Here is a 20,963-nt window from a genome sequence, read left to right on the forward strand (position 1 = left end):
CATGGAAACATGGCGGCTTTTTCATTGGTGGTTGCAGGCCGGGCGAGACGACTCAGCCGGCTGCAGACGGAAGGCTTCAGCGGCCGCCCTCGATCTTGCGGTGACGCTGGTTGATGCCGCCCTTGCCATAGGGATAGTCAAGTGGCTGAGGCGCGCTCACATCGTTCAATTTTGCCATCTCGTCGTCGGAAAGCTTGACCTTCATGGCGCCGAGATTGTCGGCGAGCTGTTCCGGCGTGCGGGCGCCGAGGATCACGGACGTGATCGCCGGCTGCGCCGCCGTCCAGGCGAGCGCCACCTGCGCCATGCTGACGCCATGCGCCTTGGCGATCTCCTCGACGACGCCGATGATCGCCCAGGTTCGCTCCAGCGCATTGCGCGGCGCATAGGATTCGCCGCCGCGATTGGGGTTTTCACCGAGGCGGGTGGCACCCGTCGGCATCTCGTCGCGCTTGTATTTGCCGGTCAGCCAGCCGCCGCCGAGCGGCGACCACGGCAACAGGCCCATGCCGGCATCCTGGCAGGCCGCGACGATCTCGAGTTCGATGTCGCGCACCAGCAGGTTATATTGCGGCTGCAGCGTCACTGGGCGGGTATAACCGCGCGCCTTGGCGATCTCCGAGGCCTTGGCGATGTGCCAGCCGACATAATTGGAGAAGCCGTAGTAGCCGATCTTGCCCGATGAAACCGCATCATCGAGGAAACGCAGCGTCTCCTCGATCGGCGTCAGCGCGTCCCAGGCATGCATCTGGTAAAGGTCGATCTGCTCGAGGTCGAGGCGGCGGAGCGAATCGTCGAGCGCCTGGCTAAGATGCCGGCGCGACAGGCCGATATCGTTTGGGCCGTTGCCCATCGGAAAGCGCCCCTTGGTGGCGACGATCGCCTGGCGGGCCTCGGTCGGACGCGCCTTCAGCCAGCGTCCGATGATCTCTTCCGACTTGCCGGCGCTATAGACATCGGCGGTATCGATGAAATTGCCGCCCCAGGCGAAATAATCGTCGAGCAGCTTGTGCGAGGCGGCCTCATCGGCCTCCGCGCCGAAGGTCATGGTGCCGAGGCAATAGGCGGTGACGACGGTCCCGCTGGGACCGAACTTGCGATAATCCATTTCTTCCTCCTCATGCGGATACCCGCAGCCGACGTGCAAACGTCGGGGTAGAAGCCGGGGCTCCTGCAATCAATGACAATGACAATATTGTGCTTGAGGCGGCCGCTTGCCGCCGGATGACGTATAGCGCCCTGGGCTTGGAGCACAGGGGCGAGGGCAGCATAACCAATCCCGCCCGCGCGACCAAGTGAGAAAAAATATTCCTGCCTGCCGCGGCAGCCGGCGAAGGCACGGACTTCACGAAAACGAGTCGGCGATCCGATCGGCTGCGGCGACGCCGGTCTCGTAGGCGCCGTGCGCAGTTGAATAACGCGACTTCGAACAGGCCTCGCCGGCAAAGAAGATCCGCTCGTCATGCGGCGCGGCGAGACGGCCGCGTTGATCGGAGGCGCCGGGCTCGGCGTAGGAATAGGAGCCGCCGATATGGGGCGCTGCTGCCCAGGCCGACATCGCGGCGACCGACAGCTCCTTGCGGATGTCAGCACCGAAATGTGCCGCCAGTTCGTCTCCTGCGAAGGAGAAGGCAGCCTCTCTGCCTTGCCCCTCCAGATCATGCGCGAGGTCGCCGGCGAAATAGGCCTCGACGACGGGCGCGCCGAACGGCCGGAGCTGATAGGTGCCGGTCGCGCCGCGACGGGTAGAGCCCAACATATGCGTGTCCGCCGGCAGCGCCTCCTGATTTGCGAGCCTCAGGAAGAGCTTGTCGGCGAGCCCGAGCGGCAAACGGGCCGCTGCCTCGATCTTGTCAGGCAAAGGCGGGTCGAAGGCGATCTTGCCGGCGGCAAGCACATTCGTCGAAACCGTCACCAGCACCGCGCGGGCACTGAGCACGCCCTGGTTCGTCTCGATGCCGATACGACCGGCATGACGATGGTCGATGCGGGTTACCTGAGTGCCGAGCCTTGCCCGAACCGGCTTGCCGTAAAGCGAGACCAGCGTTCCATAGCCCTCGCGCACCCGCCAGTCAGGGCCAGGGCCAGGATCATATCTGTTGTAATCGAAGACCGACGACCGCTCCAGTTCGGCGCCGGTGATATAGGTGCCGACCGCCCGGATTTGGCCGTTCCAGGGATTGCCCGGCTCGAGCATATCGGCCATGGCCGCATCATTCCCCGAGTGGCTTTCAAGTCGCTCGAAATAGGCGCCGATCTCCTGCCTAGCGGCACGCGCCTCCGCGTCATCCCGCGGAAGCTGCCGTCCGCCATCATTCCAGGGTGCCGGCGTGCGGTCGACCGTCAGTCCGACCTCGCCGGCGATCGCAGTCCAGGCATTGGTCCGCGCGCCATGCAGCCAGCCGCAGCCGAGATCAAGCCCGATATCGGCAGCTTCAGGCAGGCTGACCGTCCAGGCGCGACCGCCGAGACGATCGCCGGCTTCAAGGAGGAGGATGGAAAGATCGGGGCGGATTGCCCGCAGGCGACGGGCGGCGGCAATGCCGGCGGCACCGGCGCCGATGATGACGACATCCTCGTCGGCACCTTTGCTGTTGTCACCAGGCATGCATTCTCCTTCGGTCGCTCGCCGCCTATTCGCTACCGGCCGTTCCCGCCCGATCACGCTCGATTGAAAGATGCACCTGCAGCCTGTCTCGTATGAATATCCGCGTCAGCGGCGATCCGCCAGCGACATGACAGACTGTTGCAATGTTGAGCCGGTTCATGGGTGGGATCAATCAGCCACCGTGAAGGTCCCATGCCACGTTTCGATCGACGACGCTTTCTTCTTGCCTGGCTACGCGCGCCGCTGCGCATCGCCTCGATCACACCATCAGGCCCCCGCCTTGCGGGCCTGATGACCAAAGAAATTTCTACGTTAACCGGGCCGGTTCTCGAACTCGGCCCAGGCACCGGCGTTTTCACCGCGGCCCTTTTGGAACGCGGCATTGCAGAGCGCGATCTGACTCTGATCGAATACGAACGGGATTTCGCCACGCTGCTTCAAGATCGCTTTCCCGACGCCAGGGTGCTGCATCTGGACGTGCGGGAGATGTGGAAGACGGCGCTTTCCAGAAGCTTTTTCGGTGGTGTCGTCAGCGGGCTTCCGCTTCTTGCCATGCGGCCGGACGATGTGCAGGCGCTGCTCGATGGCTGCTTTTCCAACCTCAGACCGCATGGTGCCTTCTATCAATTCACCTACGGGCCGAAATGCCCTGTGCCCGTCGAAGTCCTCGACTCCCTCGGTCTTGCCTCAAAGAGGATCGGCTGGACGTTGCGCAATATCCCGCCAGCCGCGGTCTACCGCATCAGTCGCCGGTACCAGCCAATGGCCCTGATCGAGCAGCGCCGTGCATAATGAGAGATAGTATCCTTGTTCGAGGCGGCAATCCGGCGTTCGATGCGCTACTGCTGCTGCAGGCGTGGCTGAGGTGATATGGTCTCTTCCTGTGGATCGACGGCCCCGTTAGGAATGTGAGATGCGCATATTACTGATCGAGGATGAACCTCAAATGGCCGTGGCGCTCCGGGGCGCCCTGACCAGGCACGACATGGTGATGGATCATGTTTCGACCCTACGCGACGCCGAACTGGTGATCGGCGACGGTGCCTACGATGCCGTCCTTCTGGATCGGCAACTGCCTGACGGCGATGGCCTGGAACTCATTCCGAAGATCCGCAAGAAGGGGCTGACGCTGCCGATCATCGTCATCACCGCCAAGGGAGAGGTCCCAGACAGGATCACCGGCCTTGAGACCGGCGCCGACGATTACCTTGCCAAACCCTTCGTCTTCGACGAGCTTCTGGCGCGGCTGCGTGCCGTGATGCGCCGCTCCGAAACCTTGCGCCCGGCACTGATCTCGATCGGCCGTCTTTCGTTCGATCCGACCTATTGCGACATCATCGTCTCCGGCCTGCGTCTGGAAATGCCGCGCCGGGAGGCGCTGGTGCTCGAATGCCTCATGCGTCGTGCCGGTCGCATGGTGCCGCGACCGGCCTTGATGGAAGCGGTCTTCGGCTTTGACGACGAGATCCAGTCGAACGCGCTCGATTCCCACATATCGCGATTGCGGCGCAAGCTGGCGGCATCGCAAGCAGGCGTGGTCATCAACGTTATCCGGGGCGTGGGTTATCTCCTGCGGGAAGCATCATGAGCAAACGATGCTCCTATTCGCTGCGCAAGCGCCTGTTCTGGCGCCTTCTTGCCGTGCAATCGGTGGTGCTCATCCTGGTGATGATCGTGCTGATTTCGGTTGGCAAGATATCCGAATACAGGTCGACGGAGGGCACGATCGAGGTCCTGCGCCAGGCCGTCTTCCGCCAACCCACCGGAGAGTTGAGCCTGAGGGAGACCGAGGATCTGCGAGAGCTGCGCAAGGACGCGCCCGATCTGTGGTACACTGTCCGTGACATGCAGGGGCATGTTTTGACCGAGGGCCGAATTCCGGAAGAATATGCCACAATCGGCAACACGCTCGATCATGTCGGCGAGGCCGAGTTCGGCATGAATCTCGGCGACCACGACCCTCCGGCTGCCCGGATGAAGTGGATCGCGACGGATTGGGGACAGGTGCAGTTTCTGACGGGCACCGACGGCCCCATCTCGTCCACCTTCATCCTGCTCAAGCTTTCGCTGGTCCTTGCGAAGATTGTTATTCCGATCGTGGCGGTGATGGCGCTGGGTGCGTTGATCGCGACGCCGCTCGTCGTGCGACGATCGCTGGTCGGGATCGACCAGGCCGCGCTCCAGGCCGATACGATCGATATCGACCAGCGTGGCGGCCGGCTGTCGGAACACGATATTCCCGAAGAGATCGCGCCGCTGGTACACGCCGTCAACCGCGCGCTCGGACGTCTCGACGAGGGTTACGAGCGGCAGGAACGGTTTCTGACCGATGCCGCGCATGAGCTGCGCACGCCGATCGCCATTCTGAATACGAGAATTGGAGCCCTGCCGCACAGTTCGATCAAGACAGACCTCCTGGAAGATGCAGCGAGGCTCGCCGTTCTCACCGAGCAGATGCTCGATCTTCAGCGGCTGAAACAGGGCAAGGTCCAGTTCACCAAGATCGATCTCGGCCAGTTGGCGAGAAAGGTCATGATCGAGATGGCGCCGCTGGCCTTTGCCGCCGGCTACACGGTACAATTCGATGTCGACGGCGCCGGCGAGATCGAGGGCGATCCTCTGGCGCTGCAGCGCGCCCTGATGAACATCCTGCAGAACGCGATCAACCATGGCGGCAGGAAAGGCACCATCTCGCTGACATCAGGCTGCAACTGGATCGAAGTTAGGGACGAGGGACCGGGCATCCCCGCCGATATGCGCGATCGCATATTCGAGCCGTTCTTCAAGCGCCATCACGACGGACGCGGTGCCGGCCTCGGCCTCAATCTCGTTCGCGACATCCTGCGCATGCACGGCGGTGAAGTGACGATCGACAACCACAGTCCCGGGGCGGTCTGCCGGCTGAGCTTCCCGACAGACAAAACGGCACATGTTGATACTCCACCACATCTGGCGACTGCATAATTCAAGGTGCTACAGCGGCGCCTCTCGAAAAGGCGCGGTGCTGTCCGTGCGATGGATTAAATCGCCTCTTCATGACATATAGATTCGATGAGCGTGCACAGAGATTCGCAACTCGACATGTTTGCCAAGCCAGCGCCCGCGACGGCCAAGGCACGCGGTCCATCGCACCGGCGGCCATCGCAGCCGGTCGTCCATTCCGATGAAGACATGGCGCGGGCGCTCGAAGAGAGCGGCAACTATCGCATCTTGAGAAAGCTGGTCGCCCGGCCGATTGCGTCAGTCAGACAGCCGGGGTTTTCGCGCCTCGGTGTCGTTCTCGATACGGAGACCACGGGTCTCAACCATCGCAGCGACGAGATCATCGAAATCGGCGCCGTCGCCTTTACCTTCGACGATGACGGCGCGATCGGCGATATCGTCGGCATTTATGGCGGCCTGCAACAGCCGTCCCGGCCGATCCCGCCCGAGATCACCCGGCTGACGGGGATTACCGACGCGATGGTCGAAGGACAGCTTATCAATATCCAATCGCTGCGAACGCTGATCGAGCCGGCGGATCTGATCATTGCCCACAATGCCGGTTTCGACCGGCCGTTCTGCGAGGCCTTCTCGAAGATTTTCACTGGCAAGGCCTGGGCATGCTCGGTTTCGGAGATCGACTGGAGCGCCCGCGGCTTCGAGGGTACGAAGCTCGGCTATCTCGTCGGCCAAGCCGGGTATTTCCACGAAGGCCATCGCGCCGTGGACGACTGCCACGCACTGCTGGAAATCCTCGATCGAGAGCAGCGCGGCGGTGAAAGCCCGTTCACCGAGCTTTACCGCGCCAGCCAGCGCTCACGCATCCGTATCTTTGCCGAACACAGCCCGTTCGAGATGAAGGATCATCTGAAGGGGAGGGGTTACCGCTGGTCGGACGGCAGCGACGGCCGCCTGAAATCCTGGTGGATCGAAGTCGGCGAAGAGGATCTCGACGATGAGCTATCCTATCTGCGCTCGGATATTTACCGCTGGGCCGAGGCGGAGCCGCCGATCGTGCGGCTGACGGCCTTCGATCGTTTCAAACTCTGACCGCGAAGCGGTTCGGATCCTGATGCTGCAAGATATGGCGACCCATGCAATCGCCGCATAGGTGCAGTGATGCATTGGCGCTGCAATAATCAGATGTCCCGTACTATATAGAGCTCATCGAAGCGAACGAAGCGCCAAGGACTGGCAGCTAAGCTTCGAAAGCCCACGAAAGGGGATCATCATGAACGTAGCACGCTCTTTCAATAACTGGCGCAAGTACCGTCAGACGGTCGCTGAACTGGGTCGTATGTCCGCACGCGAACTGGACGACCTCGGCATCGGCCGCGGCGACATCCGCAACGTCGCCCGCGCAGCCATCGCCCGCTAACGGCAGCTTAGACCAAGCATCTTCAAAGACTATGCCAGCGCCTGCTTCCTCCCGAGCGGGCGCTTTGCTTTTGTGCTTCCAGCGAATGGACAAGGGTAATCGAGCCTCCCGCTTTTCGCATAACGCATAGCTGCCCTGCAAAGAAATGCCTATCAACTGAGCAAGAAATAAGTATGATTATTTCTATCGAAGCGATGCACCTCCTCCCGCGTCCCTTCGATGTACAGGCGCCCCATCCTCCTCCTCCCAGGGTCGTCTGTGGAATGACAGCACTCCTCCTCCCAGCTGTCGTTCGGTTTTTTACGAAAGCCTGCCGCACCTCCTCCCGCGGCAGGCTTTTTCGTTTTGGCCCAGGAAAATGTCGGACCGCGCCGAAGCGTCCGCTTGCGATCATCGCTTGGATGATGACCTCATCATCTCCTTAAAATTCTCCTATCCATCCCCGAATTCGTTTCGTGCTCTTGAGGGCCTTACCTCTCTCGAGCGCGCACGGACAAACATGTTGACATCAAACTTGTCGTACAACTATGTAACCAGCTGGATACCGCCGCGGCGGAACCGGCCGGACAAGACCGGCTCCCGCGACAGCGACGACCCGTGGCGACAATGAAGCGGAAGGAAAATTGACATGCAGATCGACGTGAGGCACGCCTCCCATCCCGAGGCCGTGCGCAATTTCGACACGGAGACGCTGCGGCGTCATTTTCTGGTGGAAACCGTCTTCGCGAGCGGCGAGATCCAGCTCACATATTCGCATTACGACCGGATGGTCATCGGCGGCGCGACGCCGCTCGGCCCCGGGCTGACGCTGACGGTGCCGACAGCGATCGGACAGGAAACCTTCCTTGCCGAACGTGAACTCGGCGCCCTGAACATCGGCGGTGCCGGCCGCATCATCGTCGACGGCACGAACTACGATCTTGCCAAATATGATTGCCTCTATGTCGGCAAGGGTGCCAAGGACATCAGCTTCGAGAGCGCGGATGCTGCCAATCCGGCGAAATTCTATCTGGTCTCGACGCCAGCGCATCAAACGCACCCGACCGTGTTGCTCACCCGCGAAAAGGCCCGTCACCTGACGCCGGGCGAAGCCGCGACGGCCAATAAGCGGTCGATCTACCAGTTCATCCATCCTGAGGTCTGCCAGTCGTGCCAACTCACGCTGGGCTTCACCATGATCGAGCCGGGCAGTGTCTGGAACACAATGCCTGCCCATACGCATGATCGGCGCATGGAAGCCTATCTCTATTTCGATCTGGAAGCCGAGCAGCGTGTGTTCCACTTCATGGGCGAGCCGCAGCAGACCCGGCATATGCTTGTCGCCAACGAACAGGCGGTCATCTCGCCGCCCTGGTCGATTCATTCGGGCGCTGGCACCAAGAACTACAGCTTCATCTGGGCGATGGCCGGCGACAATAAGAGCTTCACCGACATGGACCATATCGCCATTGCAGATCTGAGGTGAGCATCGTGGCAAATCCCTTCGACCTCTCCGGCCGGGTTGCCGTCGTCACCGGCGCCAATACAGGGCTCGGCCAGGCCATCGCGGCAGCGTTGGCGCAGGCCGGTGCGTCGATCGTCGCGGTCGGGCGCTCCTCGATGGACGAAACCGAGGCGCTGGTGCAGGAAGCGGGAAGCCGCTTCCATGTCGTCAAGGCCGATCTTGCCAGCATCGAACCGGTCAAGGGGATTGTCACTGAGACCATCCAGACCTTCGGCGGCCTCGACATCCTCGTCAACAATGCCGGCATCATCCGCCGCGCCGACGCGCTCGATTTCACCGAGGAAGACTGGGACGCGGTGATCGACGTCAATCTGAAGACTGCCTTCTTCCTGTCTCAGGCGGCCGGCCGCCATATGGTCGACAAGGGCAGGGGCAAGATCATCAACATCGCCTCGCTGCTCTCCTTCCAGGGCGGCATCCGGATTCCATCTTATACCGCCTCGAAAAGCGGCCTCGCCGGACTGACCAAGCTGCTGGCCTGCGAATGGGCCGGCAAGGGCGTCAACGTCAACGCCATCGCCCCCGGCTACTTCGTGACCAACAACACCACGGCGCTGCGCGAAGATGCCGACCGCAATGCCGCCATCCTTGCCCGGATCCCGGCCGGGCGCTGGGGAACGCCGTCCGAACTCGGTGGTGCGGCCGTCTTCCTGGCATCGTCGGCCTCCGACTATGTTCACGGAACGGTGCTGCCCGTCGATGGCGGTTGGCTGGCGCGGTAATCGGTTTCGGCGCAGCCGCCCCGACACCAGGATCGAAACAGGATGACGGACAAGGACAACGCGGTCTTCAATACCATTCAGCAGGCGCCGAACCTGCGCAGCAACCTTGCCGACATGTTGACGGCGCAAATCGAGTCCGGCGACCTGAAGCCCGGCCAGCGCCTGCCGACCGAACAGGCGATCATGACGGCGACCGGCGTCAGCCGGACGATCGTTCGCGAAGCGCTCGCCGCGCTGCGCGCGAAGGGGCTGATCACCACGCGGCAAGGCCTTGGGGCTTTTGTCTCGAACGATCCGACGCCCAGATCCTTCTCCATCATTCCGAACGACCTGCAGTCGATCGACGAGGTTCTGCGCGTGCTGGAGCTGCGCATGGGGGTCGAATACGAAGCCGCCGGTCTTGCCGCGTTGCGGCGCACGCAGGAGGATATCGAGCGTATGCAGGATCGTCTCGACGCCCTCGACAAGGCGCTCGAGGAGGGTGGATACGGCGCGCAAGAGGACTACGCCTTCCACAGATCCATTCTGGTCGCGACGCAGAACTCCTATTACGGCCGCCTCTTCGACACGTTCGGCAACATCATGGTGCCGCGGCAATGGGCGCGCTTGGACAAGATGACATCAGCCGAGCGCAAGCGTCATGCGGCGCGCATGCGTAGGGAACACCATGCCATATTCGCGGCGATCCGCGACCGCGACGAGCCCGCCGCGCGCCGCGCCATCCGAAGCCACCTGTCGAAGAGCGCCGCGCGCTTCGAAGAGTTGCGTGACGCTACCGCATAATGCCGCAGTGCATGAGGCGCGCCCGCGTCACACCTCAGGCTTCGGCTTCATCAGCCGGCGCCAGGCGGCGTGGTCGGTTTGCAGATTGGCAGAGGCGTGGATCGCGGGAAGAAGCGGTTTGCGTTTGCGGCGGCCGAAGCGCCGTTTGAAGCCGAGGATATTTTCGACGAAGCTCCTGGTGTAGAGCCCGGGGCCGCTTGAATAGATCCGCCATCCGCCGTCGACGGCGATCTCTCCCGCCTTGACGCGTTCCCATTCGGCCGCTGCCTGATAACGGTCATGGAAAGCCGCATCGCTGCTGCTGAAATAGGTGTTGCGCTGGCGCAGCGACGCATGCGGCAGCGCAGATGTGACGGAAATCGGGTTGACGACAGCGATCGCCCTCCAGAGCTCTTCCGCTTCGGCATCGAGTGCCAGCGTTTCGCAGTAACGCAGATGCGCATGCACATACATCAGCCCGATCTCGCGGCCGAAGAAGGAGGAGGATTCGGCCCGTCGAAACAGCGTCTCGGGTCCGCCGGCATAGGTCGCGGGCTTCTCCATCAGTCGTACGCCGTCGGGAAAGAGCAGATGATTTTCGATCAGCTTCATATGACCCTGTCTCTGAGCCGGCGTGAAGAGGCCGCCGAGCATTGCTTGCGTCATCGAGATCAGCGAGTAATGCAGGCCGGTGCGCCGGTCGCTCGGGTGCAGCAGCAACTCGACGCCGTCATGGCTGGGATCGAAGATGCCATAGCCGGCAACGACGCCGTCACGCACGAGATAGCGGTTGAAATCCCGGCGCATCGCCGTTGCGATCTTCCTCAAGCCTTTGGCCCTGCCGCCATGGCCGAGGCGGCGCAGGATCGCCGAATAACGGACGATCTGCTCGTAGAGCAGGGCAACGGTCCAGCTGCTGACCATCCAGTCGCGCAGATGCGGATCGGCCGGCTGCAGGGAATCGTTCCAGTCTCCCTCGCCATAGCGGATCAGATGCGTTCCGGGAATGAAAGCTTCGCGAACGGTATCAAGCAGCTTCTCGACATGGATCGCGATGGTGTCGAGCTCCGGCGCCCGGGCCATTGTCTTTTCGTCGCGCCAGGAGACTTTCTCGTCGAGGATGGCGAGATCGCCCGTCGCTTCGATATAGTCGCAGAGCGCCTTTAGCGGCCAGACGACGATGTCGCCGTGACTATCGCCCGCCCGAATGTTGGCATAGGGCTCCAGCATGAACCATTGCGGCCAGTCGCCTTTTTCCAGGTATTGTTCGCTGAAGACGGTTTTCAGCACCTCCTTGGCTTCGCGGTCATGCTCATAGGCGAGCAGGAATTCGATCGGCCCCTGGCATGCGTCGCGTGTGCCCCAGGCCGCACCGGTATATTGCTCGAGGCCGTGCGGTACGCTCAGATGCACGATCGCATCATGCGCGAGCCAGGGCAGGAGGGTCGTCTGCGCGGCAAGGTCGGGAGAAGTGCTGGCGATCGTCAGGCCGCGCACGGCGTTCCGCCAGAATTTCGATGCCGGCGCAAGCATGGCTTCGTCGGTGACGCCGGCCTCATAACGTTGCGCCAGTCGCTCGGCTTCCGCCGCATCGGCCATCGAGCCGACGACGGCGAAAGAGAGCGCCTGGGTGATCAGGGATCGGAGCGCCACGAAAGCACCGTTGCGTGTTATCCCATCGCTGTAGAGCAGTTCGTCGCCGCCGATTTCCTCGATCGCGTCGGGCGTCGAACTGACCAGCCAATAGGCGGCATCGGGATAGCGCTCGCCCCAGAGCCAGGCCGGGTCCGGCCGGAAAAGCATGCGTTTGCCCGACGGATCGAATTCGATCTGCCCGCCCGCGTCATATTCGCGCTCGCCAAGCACGACATGGCCGAATACCAGGAAGCGGCACGGCTCGCCCTCGACGGAGACAGTCCACTGCATCGCCGCATCCTCGCCGGAGGCGACCGCCGACACGATGATCGTGCGTTCGAGGAGACGATAGATCCAGCGGCAATCGCTGAGCCCCATTTCGAAAGCCGACGGCACCGCCAGAAGCTGCCAGCCGGCGCCGACATCCGCCATGATGCGCAGCCCGCTGGCGCGGGTCAGATTGTAGGGGTCGCGGGAGACGGAAAAGAGCTTGTGAAAGGACGTATTGCCGATCGTCAGCTGGGCCGCGAAAATGCCCTGCATCCAGCAGGTCGCGGCAAGCGTCGTATCGTCGAGCAGCATATTCTCACCGCTTCTGACGATCGCGCCGTGACGGCGCGCCACAATCAGCTCCTTGTCGCGCAGGACCACATGACGGTTCAGAACGCCATCGGAGACGAAAAACGAAAGAAGCTTTCCGTCGACCCGCTCTTCCAGGCTCCGCTCCGGATAGAGTCGGCCGATCGCCTTTTTGTCCAGCGCCTCGGCCTTCAGCAAGGCAGCATCCTGGAGCAGGCTGCGGACCGGCGCGACCTCCTCGATATCGGCAGGCGCACTGTCTGTCGCCGCTAGCTCGTCAAGCCGTGAAAGGTCGGCATCGTTCGACGCCTCGGGATGATCGGCGGCGAACACGGCAAAGAAGGTCGTGGTCGCGCCGGTCGCCGGCACGGAAAGCGATTTTGACTGAATGGCGGGGCATGCCGTCTCCTGCTGTCGCCGTTTGCTCGGCAGGCTGGTGCCGAAAGGCCCGACCAGCAGGTCGCCGAGGCGGTCGCTCGCCTGCACCAGCTGGATCGCATCGGTGGCATAGGCAGCCGCGCCATCGAGGCAGCCCTGCGCGAGCCAGGGGTTGCGGGCGCCCGACTGCTTGAGATTTTGCCGGTTCATCACGACAGGGCCGAAGGTCTCGTGATCGGCGATATGATGATCGACATATTGCGAGGCATAGGCTTCGCTGTTCATCAGGAAACCGCGATCGCCGAGACCGACGTCCTGGATCAGCACCAGATCGACCGGCAGCGTTCCATCCTTCAGATGCCGGATGGAGGCACGCCAGAACCAGGCCGCTTCGGAGGGATGGAGCTCGAGGCGGACATTGTAGCCGATATCGCCTCTCTTGCCGCTCCAGGAGAGGCTCGTCGCATCGTGCCCGAAGCTGCCATCGGCGCGAGGCCCGACAAGCTCGACGACGTCAGGTGCCGCACCGCCGATGCGCAGATAAAGGCGGCCGATGCCGCCGGCGAGCGGCGAGCCCTGAATCTGGTTGATCTGCACCGATCCCTTGTCGTCGGCATATTCGATGGCAAACAGGGTGCCGTTCGGCAGGGCCGATATCGACAGGCCGGAACCGTTGCTGATCGTGAAGAGGCCAAGCTCGTCGCGTCGCGGCATTTGAAAACTGCGGTCAAGGTCCATGGCCATTGAGATCTCGTCGATTGGCTTCAAAGGGGAATTGGAGGATGACGCAAAATGGTTGAGAGAAATCTTACCACTATCGCCGGTTCTCGATCAGGGCCTTGAAAGCCAGGCCAGTCGATATCACTTGATGTTCCAATTCGATAGTTGCACCGATAGGTCATTGCCAAGGCTTCAAAGGAAGTGTGGTCGCCGTGACGATGATGCCGCCGGGTTGCTCAATGGCGCCATACCGGCGGAAACGGAGTTCCCTATCGTTTAAGTTCAAGGCAAACTGGGACGGAAAGTGCTGATTCCGTCTGTGCGTGCTTCTTGACGCAACTCGCAGCTCCTATTCAACGAGGTGACTATTGACGCAGTTCTTCGAAACCACCCAAGGGATCATGGCAATGGGAGCGTTCATCGGGGCTGGCGGTTTAGCCGCTGGCTCGTTGCTTCCCATCGTCATTCGACTTGCGAAGTCTAGGATCAACCGGCGCCCGAAAGCCGAGGTTAGAAACCTAGCGATGCTGACGGTGCTGGCCCTAGATGATTTTGTCGGAGCCAGCTATGCGGCCGTTCACGACATGCCCGAATTCAATCCTATGGATGAAGGCCAGTTCGCGTTTCACGTTCCCGATCCAACACTTGCACTTCCGCATGACGCAAACTGGGGGCTTTTCAATACCGAGCTTTCAGAAGAAATTTTGTGGTTGTCGAACCGAGTGAAGACCCTTTCTTATGCGTTGGATAGTCTCGACCTTTCCAGGCCCGGATACGATGGCTTCTTCGAACGACGCCAAGAAGGTTATGCTGGTCTGGCGGCTGAAGCGATGGACATTATTGAGCGTATGCTTGAAGAGTTTGACCTCACCCTGCCTGCCAAGCCAGATTATTATCGCCAGCGGGAAGGTCTCGTTTCAGCTATCCAAAAGGCTGGAGAAAATAACTCGCGGCTCCCAAAGGCTCGCACTCTCGCGCACCCGAGTGGGTCAAATGTGCTGCAACTGTTCCCAAAGGCGAACGACGACGCCGAGTAGAATCAAACGAAATCGTCGAACCCGATGAAAGGCATTGCGTCCTCACGCATGGCCTCTTCTCCATAGGATGGCTCGTTTCATCGCGGCCTAGTCCGGCGCCGAATCGGCGCCTTCTAAAAAGTTCAAGACCCAGGCCGCGGTAGCAGCGTTCAAGATCCATCCTCCACGGCTCCTTCGGCTGGATGGTCCGCCGTTGCATAGCTGCATTGCACAAAAAATGTTTTCCAACTGGTCAAAAAAAGAGCATAGTGATTGTAGCTGATGCAACACGACGGCTTTCCTCCCAGTTCCGTCGTTTCAGCTGTTCCCCTCTGGAGGTTTATACCTTCACAACTAATGGGCCACGGTTTTCCGTCGGCCCACTTTTTTTGTCTGCGAAAATCACGCGTTGCCGCCGGGTTTGATCGACCGGCATCCCAGTTCCCAGCCGCTGGCTTCGGTCCTATAACCGTAATTCAGTCATCAATAGAGTTTGTTTGAGACCGGAGCGATATGCGAGCTACGTCGTGGCGACGCGGACGTAAAAGTGGCTGACGAAGCCGGGCAGGGAACACTGCTTTAGGAGTTCTTCGGCTCCAGGGAAGCGACACAATGGTGAGGGTTTGATGGCAGAACGAATGTCTGAACGCGCCAAGGGTGACATCGACGCCATTTTGGAACGGCTCTATCGGGTTTCCCCGGAGCTGGATAGAATTGCCGCCGATTGCGAGAGAGCTTTGCGGCTCAATGCTGAAGCAAGAGGCGATTACCTTTCGCCACGAACCATGCAGGCGTTTGCCGAAATGCGCGATGCCGTGAGCGCGCTGTACGGCTCGGCGCAGAATGCGATGAAGGAAGCCGATAGGTTCTTCAAGCCGAAATCGTAAGTTAGACTTCGCTACGGTGCGGCAGCCTATTTCATCGATGCCGAGACGCGCAGTGCTCAGCTAGCCTAGAAGCCGTTTGACCGATGCGTTGGGCTTCCATCTCAGGATCGCGGGGGTAGGGTTCTGACCTTGTCGCAGAATAAAAGACTGACAGCTGGTGGCGCTATTGCAGTCTCGTCTCCAGGTTTTCAACAACTTAGCTCTCTTTAGAGCGGTTTCGTCAACCCTGGTTTTCACGTAGACGTTGGCCGCCTGGCAAAGGGCACCGAGAGCAGGGCGCAGCCGGTCAGGACGGCAATCACCATCCAGGCTTCGTTGATCGCCTGGACGCTTGCCGCGGTCTGGACCAACGGATCGAGCAGCGCCGTGGTATCCGCGTCGAAGCTGCCACTATGCCCCGATATGGCCTGAAGAGGTGCGCCGACGAATGTCGCAGCCTCGACGTCGCCGGCTTGAAGGCGGGTCCAGAGGACTTGTCCCAGCGGCTCCGAGCGCGTGTAGATGATGGTGTCGATGAGAGCGATGCCGATCGCCCCGCCGAGATTGCGCATCAGGTTGAAAAGTCCGCTTGCGTCGGGAATGCGGTCCGGCGGCAGGGTGCCGAGCGCCAGCCGCGTCGGCGGCAGCAGGCAGAACATGATGGCGACGCCGCGCACGACCTGCGGCCAGAACATCGCGTCATAATCCGAACGAGGATCCTGAAAAGCGCTCATCCCGACACCGATCGCAAAGAGCGCGAAACCGGCCGCCGACAGCAATCGCGCGTCCATCCGCTTCTCCAGCGCGACCGCGATCGGCGCCGTGATCAATTGCGCGACGCCGGTGACGAGCATCGTCATGCCGATTTGGAGGGCGTCGTGTCCCCTGATGAAAGCGAGAAAGACCGGCATGAGATAGACCGAGCCGAAGAGGCCAATGCCGAGCACGAAGCTCAGAACCGAACCGACGAGAAAGTTTCGATCGCCGAAATTGCCGAGATCGACAATCGGCCTGTCTCTGCGCAGCGTTCGCCATATGAACGCGCCTCCCGATGCAAGGCAGACCGTTAGCAGACTTAAAACATAGGCCGAAATCCAGCCGCTCGTCGGCGCCTCTTTCAGGCTGAGTTCCAGGCTCGTCAGCGCGGTTGCCATCAGCAGAAGCGACGGACCGTCGAGATGCCTGAGTTCGGACGGATCGGTCGCCTGCCTCGGCAAGGACCGTGCCGCCAGGATTGCCGAGGCAATGCCTGGAAGGATGTTGATCAGGAACAACCAGTGCCAGGAATAGGTTTGCGTCAGCCATCCGCCGACGATCGGCCCAACGGTCGGGGCCAACACCGCGAGAACGCCGGCGATCGTCGTCGCAAGCGCCTGGCGCTCGTTCGGGAAGAGAACGAACACGGCTGAAAACACCGAAGGGATCAGGGTTCCGCCGGAAAAGCCCTGAAGCACCCGCCAGGCTACCAGCTCACCGAAGCTTCCGCTCATCGCACAGCCGGCGGAGGCCGCGACGAACAGGCTAATGGCGGTAACGAACAGCCATCGCATCGTCAGAAGCCGCGTCAAGAAGCCGGTGAGCGGGATGGCCACTACTTCGGCGATGAGATAGGCCGTCTGTATCCAGCTCATCTGATCCGGATCGATATCCAGCGCCGACTGGATGGTCGGCAGCGATGTCGCCACCACCTGGACGTCGAGGATCGCCATGAACATGCCGACGCACATCGCCATGAAGCCGAGCCAGACGATGGCGGGTGTTTCATCAGGGCGGGCAGATTCAAGTCGTTCCGACATGCGATGATCCCGCGCGCTGCATCCTCCGCCCGGGATGCGAAGACTAAGGCTGATCCTGTTTAAGATCGAGACGGTCAACGGTATGCCGCAATCAAAGACGTGGAGCGCAATTCCGCCGATGCCGACACCATAGTTCGGATGAGGACGGAAGCGATAGGGATCTGCCAACACAAATACGTCACCAACGCGACCAGCCGTCCCACGCCCGACGAGGTCTTCCTGCAGTTCGGTGCGCGTCGCTGAGAGCTGCTCCGGAGCGCCGCAGAAATTTCAAATCGGCAATTGACGTGCTGGCTGGAAACTGACTATCAATCTTAAATCAATTTGATTGACTTCAAGAACGACGGGATCGCGTGGGTGAGGTTGCTTTGATCAACTATGCCCCCGCGCCTTCCATCGGAGCCGGCTTTGCGGCAGCAATCGTTCCGTTCTCGGTAGTGCGCCGGAATGCTTATGATCCGATCATCCAGAGGAAAGAGTGACCATGTCCACACCGCGACCAAAAGCCCTGCGGCTTGAAACCCTTTGGAACCCGCCTGCAGACGGCAAGGAATTTTCCTACGTCCTACGCCTCAAAAACCAGGGCTCCGAGCCGCTTTCGAATTTTTCGCTGTGCGTGAGCGGCCCGGGTCGTGTCGATCCTGCCGGGCGCGTCGAAGGCGCCACGGTTTCACACCGGCTCTCGAATTTCACCGAATTCCAGCCGCCGGCCAATTTCGTTCTCGGTGCCGGAGAGACGTGGACGATCTCTGTCTACGCGCTGAGCTGGCAGTTCCGCCACTGGACGGACGGTGCGACGAGCGGTTATCTCGCCCTTTCCGACGGCAGCACGATCGTGCTCACCATAGAGCCGACACGATCTTCGGTCAGCAACGCCCCATTGAAGCGTGGCGCCGAGATCTATCCGGTGCCCGTCAATGCGCCTGTTCAGGTGTCGATCATCCCCTGGCCGAACCATGTGGCGGTCGCCTCGCGCCGTCCGCTGCCGGCCGGTTTTGCGCCGCAGGCGCGGAGCGTTGAAGGGGAGGCGGCAACACGAAACTTCGCAGCGCTGGTCGAGCATCTCTTCGCCGTCGAAGGCATCGTGCGGAGCGAGGCGGAAGGCGCGGTTCCGGTTGCCCTGAAGGATGCCGCCGGCTTCGGGCCAGAGGCCTATCGGCTGAGCTTCGAGGGTGAGACGATCACCATCGAGGCCAGCAGCCAAACCGGCTTCCTCTACGGCCTCGTCACGCTCGGCCAGATCTGGCGCGGTGCAAGGCTGCATCCCGAGGTCTTCCAGTTTCCGGCCTCCGGCGAGATCGTCGATGAGCCGTCGATGGGCTGGCGCGGCCTGCATCTCGACGTCGCCCGCCAGTTCTACGGTGCGGCCGAGGTCAAGAAGCTGCTGGCGGTGCTTGCCTGGAACAAGCTCAACCGCTTCCACTGGCACCTTTCCGACGACGAAGCCTGGCGCGTCGAGATCGACGCCTATCCTGATTTGACCGCGGTCGGCGCCTGGCGCGGCCACGGCCTAGCCGTTCCGCCGCTGCTCGGTTCGAGCCCGGCCCGCACCGGCGGTTATTACACCAAGGCTGCCATCCGCGAGATCGTCGCCCATGCCAAGAGCTTCGGCGTGGAGGTCGTGCCGGAGATCGATGTCCCCGGCCATTGCTACGCCATGCTGCAGGCGATACCGGAGCTGCGCGATCCGGCCGAGGTCGGCAGTTATTATTCGGTTCAGGGCTTTCCCGACAATTGCATCAATCCGGCCCGCGAGAAGACCTATGAGATCATCGAGACGATCCTCTTAGAACTCATCGAGCTCTTTCCGTTCAAGACCATCCATCTCGGCGCCGACGAAGTTCCGCTTGGCGCGTGGTCCGGTTCGCCGGAAGCGCTCGAACGCCTGCGTAGTGTGGCGGGCAACGAGGTTGCCGATGCGCATGCCAAGCGGCTGAACGTGGTGACCAATACCCATGGCGCCGACGACATCCACGGCTCGGGTGCCGCCATCCTGCAGGCGGAGTTCCTGAACCGCGTCCAGCGCTTCCTTGCGAGCAAGGGCTGCATCACCGGCGGCTGGGAAGAGGCGGCCCACGGCGATGTCATCGACAAATCGAAGAGCTATCTCTGCAGCTGGCGCAATGTCGAGGTCTCGGCCCAACTCGCCGAGCGCGGCTATGAAATCGTCGTCTGCCCCGGACAGGTCTATTACCTCGACATGGCGCTCAGGCCCGACTGGGATGAGCCCGGCGCCAGCTGGGCGGGGACTTCAGACGCGGAGAAGCTCTACAATTTCGATCCCATCGGCGGCTGGACGGCCGCGCAGAAACAGAAACTCCTCGGCATCCAGGCCTGCATCTGGTCCGAGCCGATGACGGATCGCGCCGTATTCGACCGCCTCGTCTTTCCGCGCCTTTCCGCACTTGCCGAAACGGGCTGGACGAAGCCGTCATCCAAGTCGTGGGAGCGCTTCAGGGCGCTCGCCGGACTGATGCCGCTGCTCTACGGGCTACAGCAGTCGTAGCGCCAGGATTGGGTCGCGGGTTTTGATGTGAAGATTATCCTTGCCATTGCCGGAGGCGGTGATGGCAAGGATACTGACATCGCTTTCAAGGGGAGTTGTCAGGTGCCGCGGGCAGCTCGCAGTCGGGTGCGGCGATACGAATAGGACGGGTTCCAATCTCCGCGCCGGTCGCGCGGTCGATTGTGAGGGGATCGATCTCCGTTCCGGTCTCAGCGTCGAAGAAACGGGTGACTGCACCGCCGCTGCGATGCTTGCGGCCCCAGGCGCCGATCGCAAACAGCACCGGCAGAAAGTCGCGGCCGGCTTCCGTCAGCAGATATTCGTCGCGCGGCGGACGCTCGGAATAACGACGCTTTTCCAGCAATCCTTCCTCGGTCAGCGATGACAGCCGCCCCGTCAGCATTGTCGGGACGATGCCGAGGCTTTTGCGAAATTCATCGAAGCGGGTCAGCCCCGCATGGGCGTCGCGCATGATCAACATGCTCCACGCATCGCCGACGAGTGCCAGGCTGCGAGCGATCAGGCAGGGCTGGTTCGAAAGATTCTTCATGTCGATATCTTTTTAGTAGTGACTTGCTATCGATTTGATAGTAACAGAATGCGCATGGATATTCCACGACAAAAACGAAGGCAGACGTCGATGAGCAAAAGAGAACGCGGCATTGCCCTGGTCACAGGGGCTTCTTCCGGCATCGGGCTGGTAACGGCGCAGGCCTTGCTACGCGACGGTTACCAGGTGTTCGGCACCAGCCGAAAGCCGATGGCCGACACCGCCGACGGCATCACCATGCTGGTCTGCGACGTCATCGACGATCAATCGGTGCAGAGCGTCGTCGACGAGGTTCTGAAGCGCACGGGACGGATCGATCTGCTGGTCAACAATGCCGGGATCGGCCTGCTCGGTGGTGCAGAGGAGTCGACGACGGCGCAGGCCAAAGCCGTATTCGACGTCAACGTCTTCGGCACGATGCGCATGACCAATGCGGTGCTGCCGGTAATGCGGCGGCAGCGCGGCGGCCGGATCGTCAACCTGAGCTCGATCCTCGGGCTGATCCCGGCGCCCTTCAACGCGCTCTACGCCGCGACCAAACACGCGATCGAAGGTTACTCGGAATCCCTCGACCATGAAGTGCGCACGCAGGGCATCCGCGTCGTCCTCGTCGAACCGGGCGTCACCCGCACCTCCTTCGAGGAGAACATCACGCGCCCCGACCGGCCGCTTGCCTTCTATGATGCGGTGCGGGCCGACGCGGAGAAGCTGATGCGCGAGATCGTCTCGAAGGGCGATGCGCCCGAGGTGGTCGCCGCAACCGTCATCCGGGCCGCCAATGCGGCCTCGCCCAAGAGACGTTACACAGCCGGAAAAGCAGCAGGACAGGTGCGTTTCATCCGCCGCTTCCTGCCCGAGTCCTTCGTCGACAAGAGCCTCCGGAAATTCAACAAACTTCCCGGTTGAGCCTGCGCCGACGTTATCGGTCAGAGATCAAGGCTGCCGTCCCGCTCCGCCCACA

Annotated in this window: 17 protein-coding genes; 12 read left to right on the forward strand and 5 right to left on the reverse strand. The window is 61.5% G+C overall.

Annotated features, from left to right (window positions below; genetic code table 11):
- Positions 1-76 precede the first annotated feature (76 nt).
- Both BA011_RS33955 and BA011_RS33960 read right to left on the reverse strand, forming a co-directional pair.
- Positions 77-1,108 (reverse strand): aldo/keto reductase, encoded by a 1,032-nt coding sequence (locus BA011_RS33955; RefSeq protein ID WP_065284074.1) that lies wholly within the window; start codon positions 1,106-1,108, stop codon positions 77-79.
- A 237-nt stretch (positions 1,109-1,345) separates the two neighbouring features.
- A complete protein-coding gene (locus BA011_RS33960; protein ID WP_065284075.1) occupies positions 1,346-2,608 on the reverse strand; it encodes a flavin monoamine oxidase family protein in 1,263 nt (420 codons plus the stop codon).
- 192 nt (positions 2,609-2,800) lie between these two features.
- Between BA011_RS33960 and BA011_RS33965 the strand changes: the two genes are divergently transcribed.
- From BA011_RS33965 to BA011_RS34000, 8 genes are all read left to right on the forward strand, one after another.
- Positions 2,801-3,400: a class I SAM-dependent methyltransferase gene (locus BA011_RS33965; RefSeq protein ID WP_065284076.1), complete on the forward strand. Its 600-nt coding sequence runs from the start codon at positions 2,801-2,803 to the stop codon at positions 3,398-3,400.
- Between the two features lie 121 nt (positions 3,401-3,521).
- Positions 3,522-4,196: a response regulator transcription factor gene (locus BA011_RS33970; RefSeq protein ID WP_065284077.1), complete on the forward strand. Its 675-nt coding sequence runs from the start codon at positions 3,522-3,524 to the stop codon at positions 4,194-4,196.
- Positions 4,193-5,572: an ATP-binding protein gene (locus BA011_RS33975; protein WP_065284078.1), complete on the forward strand. Its 1,380-nt coding sequence runs from the start codon at positions 4,193-4,195 to the stop codon at positions 5,570-5,572. Before BA011_RS33970 ends, BA011_RS33975 begins: the two co-directional genes overlap by 4 nt.
- A gap of 87 nt (positions 5,573-5,659) precedes the next feature.
- The gene (locus tag BA011_RS33980) at positions 5,660-6,640 is read left to right on the forward strand and encodes a 3'-5' exonuclease (protein ID WP_065284079.1); all 981 of its coding nucleotides are present in this window, start codon (positions 5,660-5,662) and stop codon (positions 6,638-6,640) included.
- Positions 6,641-6,821: 181 nt separating this feature from the next.
- On the forward strand, positions 6,822-6,968 hold the full coding sequence (locus BA011_RS33985) for a DUF1127 domain-containing protein (RefSeq protein WP_003594835.1): 147 nt from the start codon (positions 6,822-6,824) through the stop codon (positions 6,966-6,968).
- Between the two features lie 628 nt (positions 6,969-7,596).
- Positions 7,597-8,433, forward strand: coding sequence for a 5-dehydro-4-deoxy-D-glucuronate isomerase (kduI, locus tag BA011_RS33990; RefSeq protein ID WP_065284080.1), 837 nt, complete (start codon positions 7,597-7,599; stop codon positions 8,431-8,433).
- A complete protein-coding gene (gene kduD, locus BA011_RS33995) occupies positions 8,430-9,194 on the forward strand; it encodes a 2-dehydro-3-deoxy-D-gluconate 5-dehydrogenase KduD (protein ID WP_020052789.1) in 765 nt (254 codons plus the stop codon). Before kduI ends, kduD begins: the two co-directional genes overlap by 4 nt.
- Positions 9,195-9,236: 42 nt before the next feature.
- Positions 9,237-9,977 (forward strand): FadR/GntR family transcriptional regulator, encoded by a 741-nt coding sequence (locus tag BA011_RS34000; protein WP_065284081.1) that lies wholly within the window; start codon positions 9,237-9,239, stop codon positions 9,975-9,977.
- Positions 9,978-10,004: 27 nt separating this feature from the next.
- Here the strand turns inward: BA011_RS34000 and BA011_RS34005 are convergent, their stop codons facing one another.
- Positions 10,005-13,292 (reverse strand): GH36-type glycosyl hydrolase domain-containing protein, encoded by a 3,288-nt coding sequence (locus BA011_RS34005; RefSeq protein ID WP_065284082.1) that lies wholly within the window; start codon positions 13,290-13,292, stop codon positions 10,005-10,007.
- A gap of 344 nt (positions 13,293-13,636) precedes the next feature.
- Here BA011_RS34005 and BA011_RS34010 point away from each other — a divergent pair, with 344 nt between their 5' ends.
- Complete coding sequence (locus BA011_RS34010; RefSeq protein ID WP_065284083.1) at positions 13,637-14,305, forward strand: hypothetical protein; 669 nt, start codon at positions 13,637-13,639, stop codon at positions 14,303-14,305.
- Positions 14,306-14,910: 605 nt separating this feature from the next.
- The gene (locus BA011_RS34015) at positions 14,911-15,171 is read left to right on the forward strand and encodes a hypothetical protein (RefSeq protein WP_065284084.1); all 261 of its coding nucleotides are present in this window, start codon (positions 14,911-14,913) and stop codon (positions 15,169-15,171) included.
- Between the two features lie 233 nt (positions 15,172-15,404).
- Here the strand turns inward: BA011_RS34015 and BA011_RS34020 are convergent, their stop codons facing one another.
- Positions 15,405-16,946, reverse strand: a complete 1,542-nt coding sequence (locus BA011_RS34020) for a DHA2 family efflux MFS transporter permease subunit (RefSeq protein ID WP_065284085.1) — start codon at positions 16,944-16,946, stop codon at positions 15,405-15,407.
- Between the two features lie 484 nt (positions 16,947-17,430).
- On the opposite strand from BA011_RS34020, the gene BA011_RS34025 reads away from it, so the two are divergent.
- On the forward strand, positions 17,431-19,452 hold the full coding sequence (locus BA011_RS34025) for a beta-N-acetylhexosaminidase (protein WP_065284086.1): 2,022 nt from the start codon (positions 17,431-17,433) through the stop codon (positions 19,450-19,452).
- An 85-nt stretch (positions 19,453-19,537) separates the two neighbouring features.
- On the opposite strand, the gene BA011_RS34030 is transcribed toward BA011_RS34025, so the two are convergent.
- A complete protein-coding gene (locus BA011_RS34030; protein ID WP_065284087.1) occupies positions 19,538-20,002 on the reverse strand; it encodes a winged helix-turn-helix transcriptional regulator in 465 nt (154 codons plus the stop codon).
- A 90-nt stretch (positions 20,003-20,092) separates the two neighbouring features.
- Here BA011_RS34030 and BA011_RS34035 point away from each other — a divergent pair, with 90 nt between their 5' ends.
- Positions 20,093-20,908 carry an oxidoreductase gene (locus BA011_RS34035; RefSeq protein WP_062940247.1) on the forward strand — a complete coding sequence of 272 codons (816 nt, stop codon included), beginning with the start codon at positions 20,093-20,095 and terminating at the stop codon, positions 20,906-20,908.
- Positions 20,909-20,963 lie beyond the last annotated feature (55 nt).

The sequence above is a fragment of the Rhizobium leguminosarum genome (assembly GCF_001679785.1).
Taxonomy (GTDB): domain Bacteria; phylum Pseudomonadota; class Alphaproteobacteria; order Rhizobiales; family Rhizobiaceae; genus Rhizobium; species Rhizobium leguminosarum_R.

Bases quoted from the DNA above. Each gene is read 5' to 3' on its own strand.
- BA011_RS33965 (WP_065284076.1), top strand. From the start codon at position 2,801: ATGCCACGTTTCGATCGACGACGCTTTCTTCTTGCCTGGCTACGCGCG.
- BA011_RS34025 (WP_065284086.1), top strand. From the start codon at position 17,431: ATGTCCACACCGCGACCAAAAGCCCTGCGGCTTGAAACCCTTTGGAAC.
- kduI (WP_065284080.1), top strand. From the start codon at position 7,597: ATGCAGATCGACGTGAGGCACGCCTCCCATCCCGAGGCCGTGCGCAAT.
- BA011_RS33985 (WP_003594835.1), top strand. From the start codon at position 6,822: ATGAACGTAGCACGCTCTTTCAATAACTGGCGCAAGTACCGTCAGACG.
- BA011_RS33980 (WP_065284079.1), top strand. From the start codon at position 5,660: ATGAGCGTGCACAGAGATTCGCAACTCGACATGTTTGCCAAGCCAGCG.
- BA011_RS34000 (WP_065284081.1), top strand. From the start codon at position 9,237: ATGACGGACAAGGACAACGCGGTCTTCAATACCATTCAGCAGGCGCCG.
- BA011_RS33970 (WP_065284077.1), top strand. From the start codon at position 3,522: ATGCGCATATTACTGATCGAGGATGAACCTCAAATGGCCGTGGCGCTC.
- BA011_RS34035 (WP_062940247.1), top strand. From the start codon at position 20,093: ATGAGCAAAAGAGAACGCGGCATTGCCCTGGTCACAGGGGCTTCTTCC.
- BA011_RS33975 (WP_065284078.1), top strand. From the start codon at position 4,193: ATGAGCAAACGATGCTCCTATTCGCTGCGCAAGCGCCTGTTCTGGCGC.
- BA011_RS34020 (WP_065284085.1), bottom strand. From the start codon at position 16,946: ATGTCGGAACGACTTGAATCTGCCCGCCCTGATGAAACACCCGCCATC.
- BA011_RS33960 (WP_065284075.1), bottom strand. From the start codon at position 2,608: ATGCCTGGTGACAACAGCAAAGGTGCCGACGAGGATGTCGTCATCATC.
- BA011_RS34030 (WP_065284087.1), bottom strand. From the start codon at position 20,002: ATGAAGAATCTTTCGAACCAGCCCTGCCTGATCGCTCGCAGCCTGGCA.
- BA011_RS34005 (WP_065284082.1), bottom strand. From the start codon at position 13,292: ATGGCCATGGACCTTGACCGCAGTTTTCAAATGCCGCGACGCGACGAG.
- BA011_RS33955 (WP_065284074.1), bottom strand. From the start codon at position 1,108: ATGGATTATCGCAAGTTCGGTCCCAGCGGGACCGTCGTCACCGCCTAT.
- BA011_RS34015 (WP_065284084.1), top strand. From the start codon at position 14,911: ATGGCAGAACGAATGTCTGAACGCGCCAAGGGTGACATCGACGCCATT.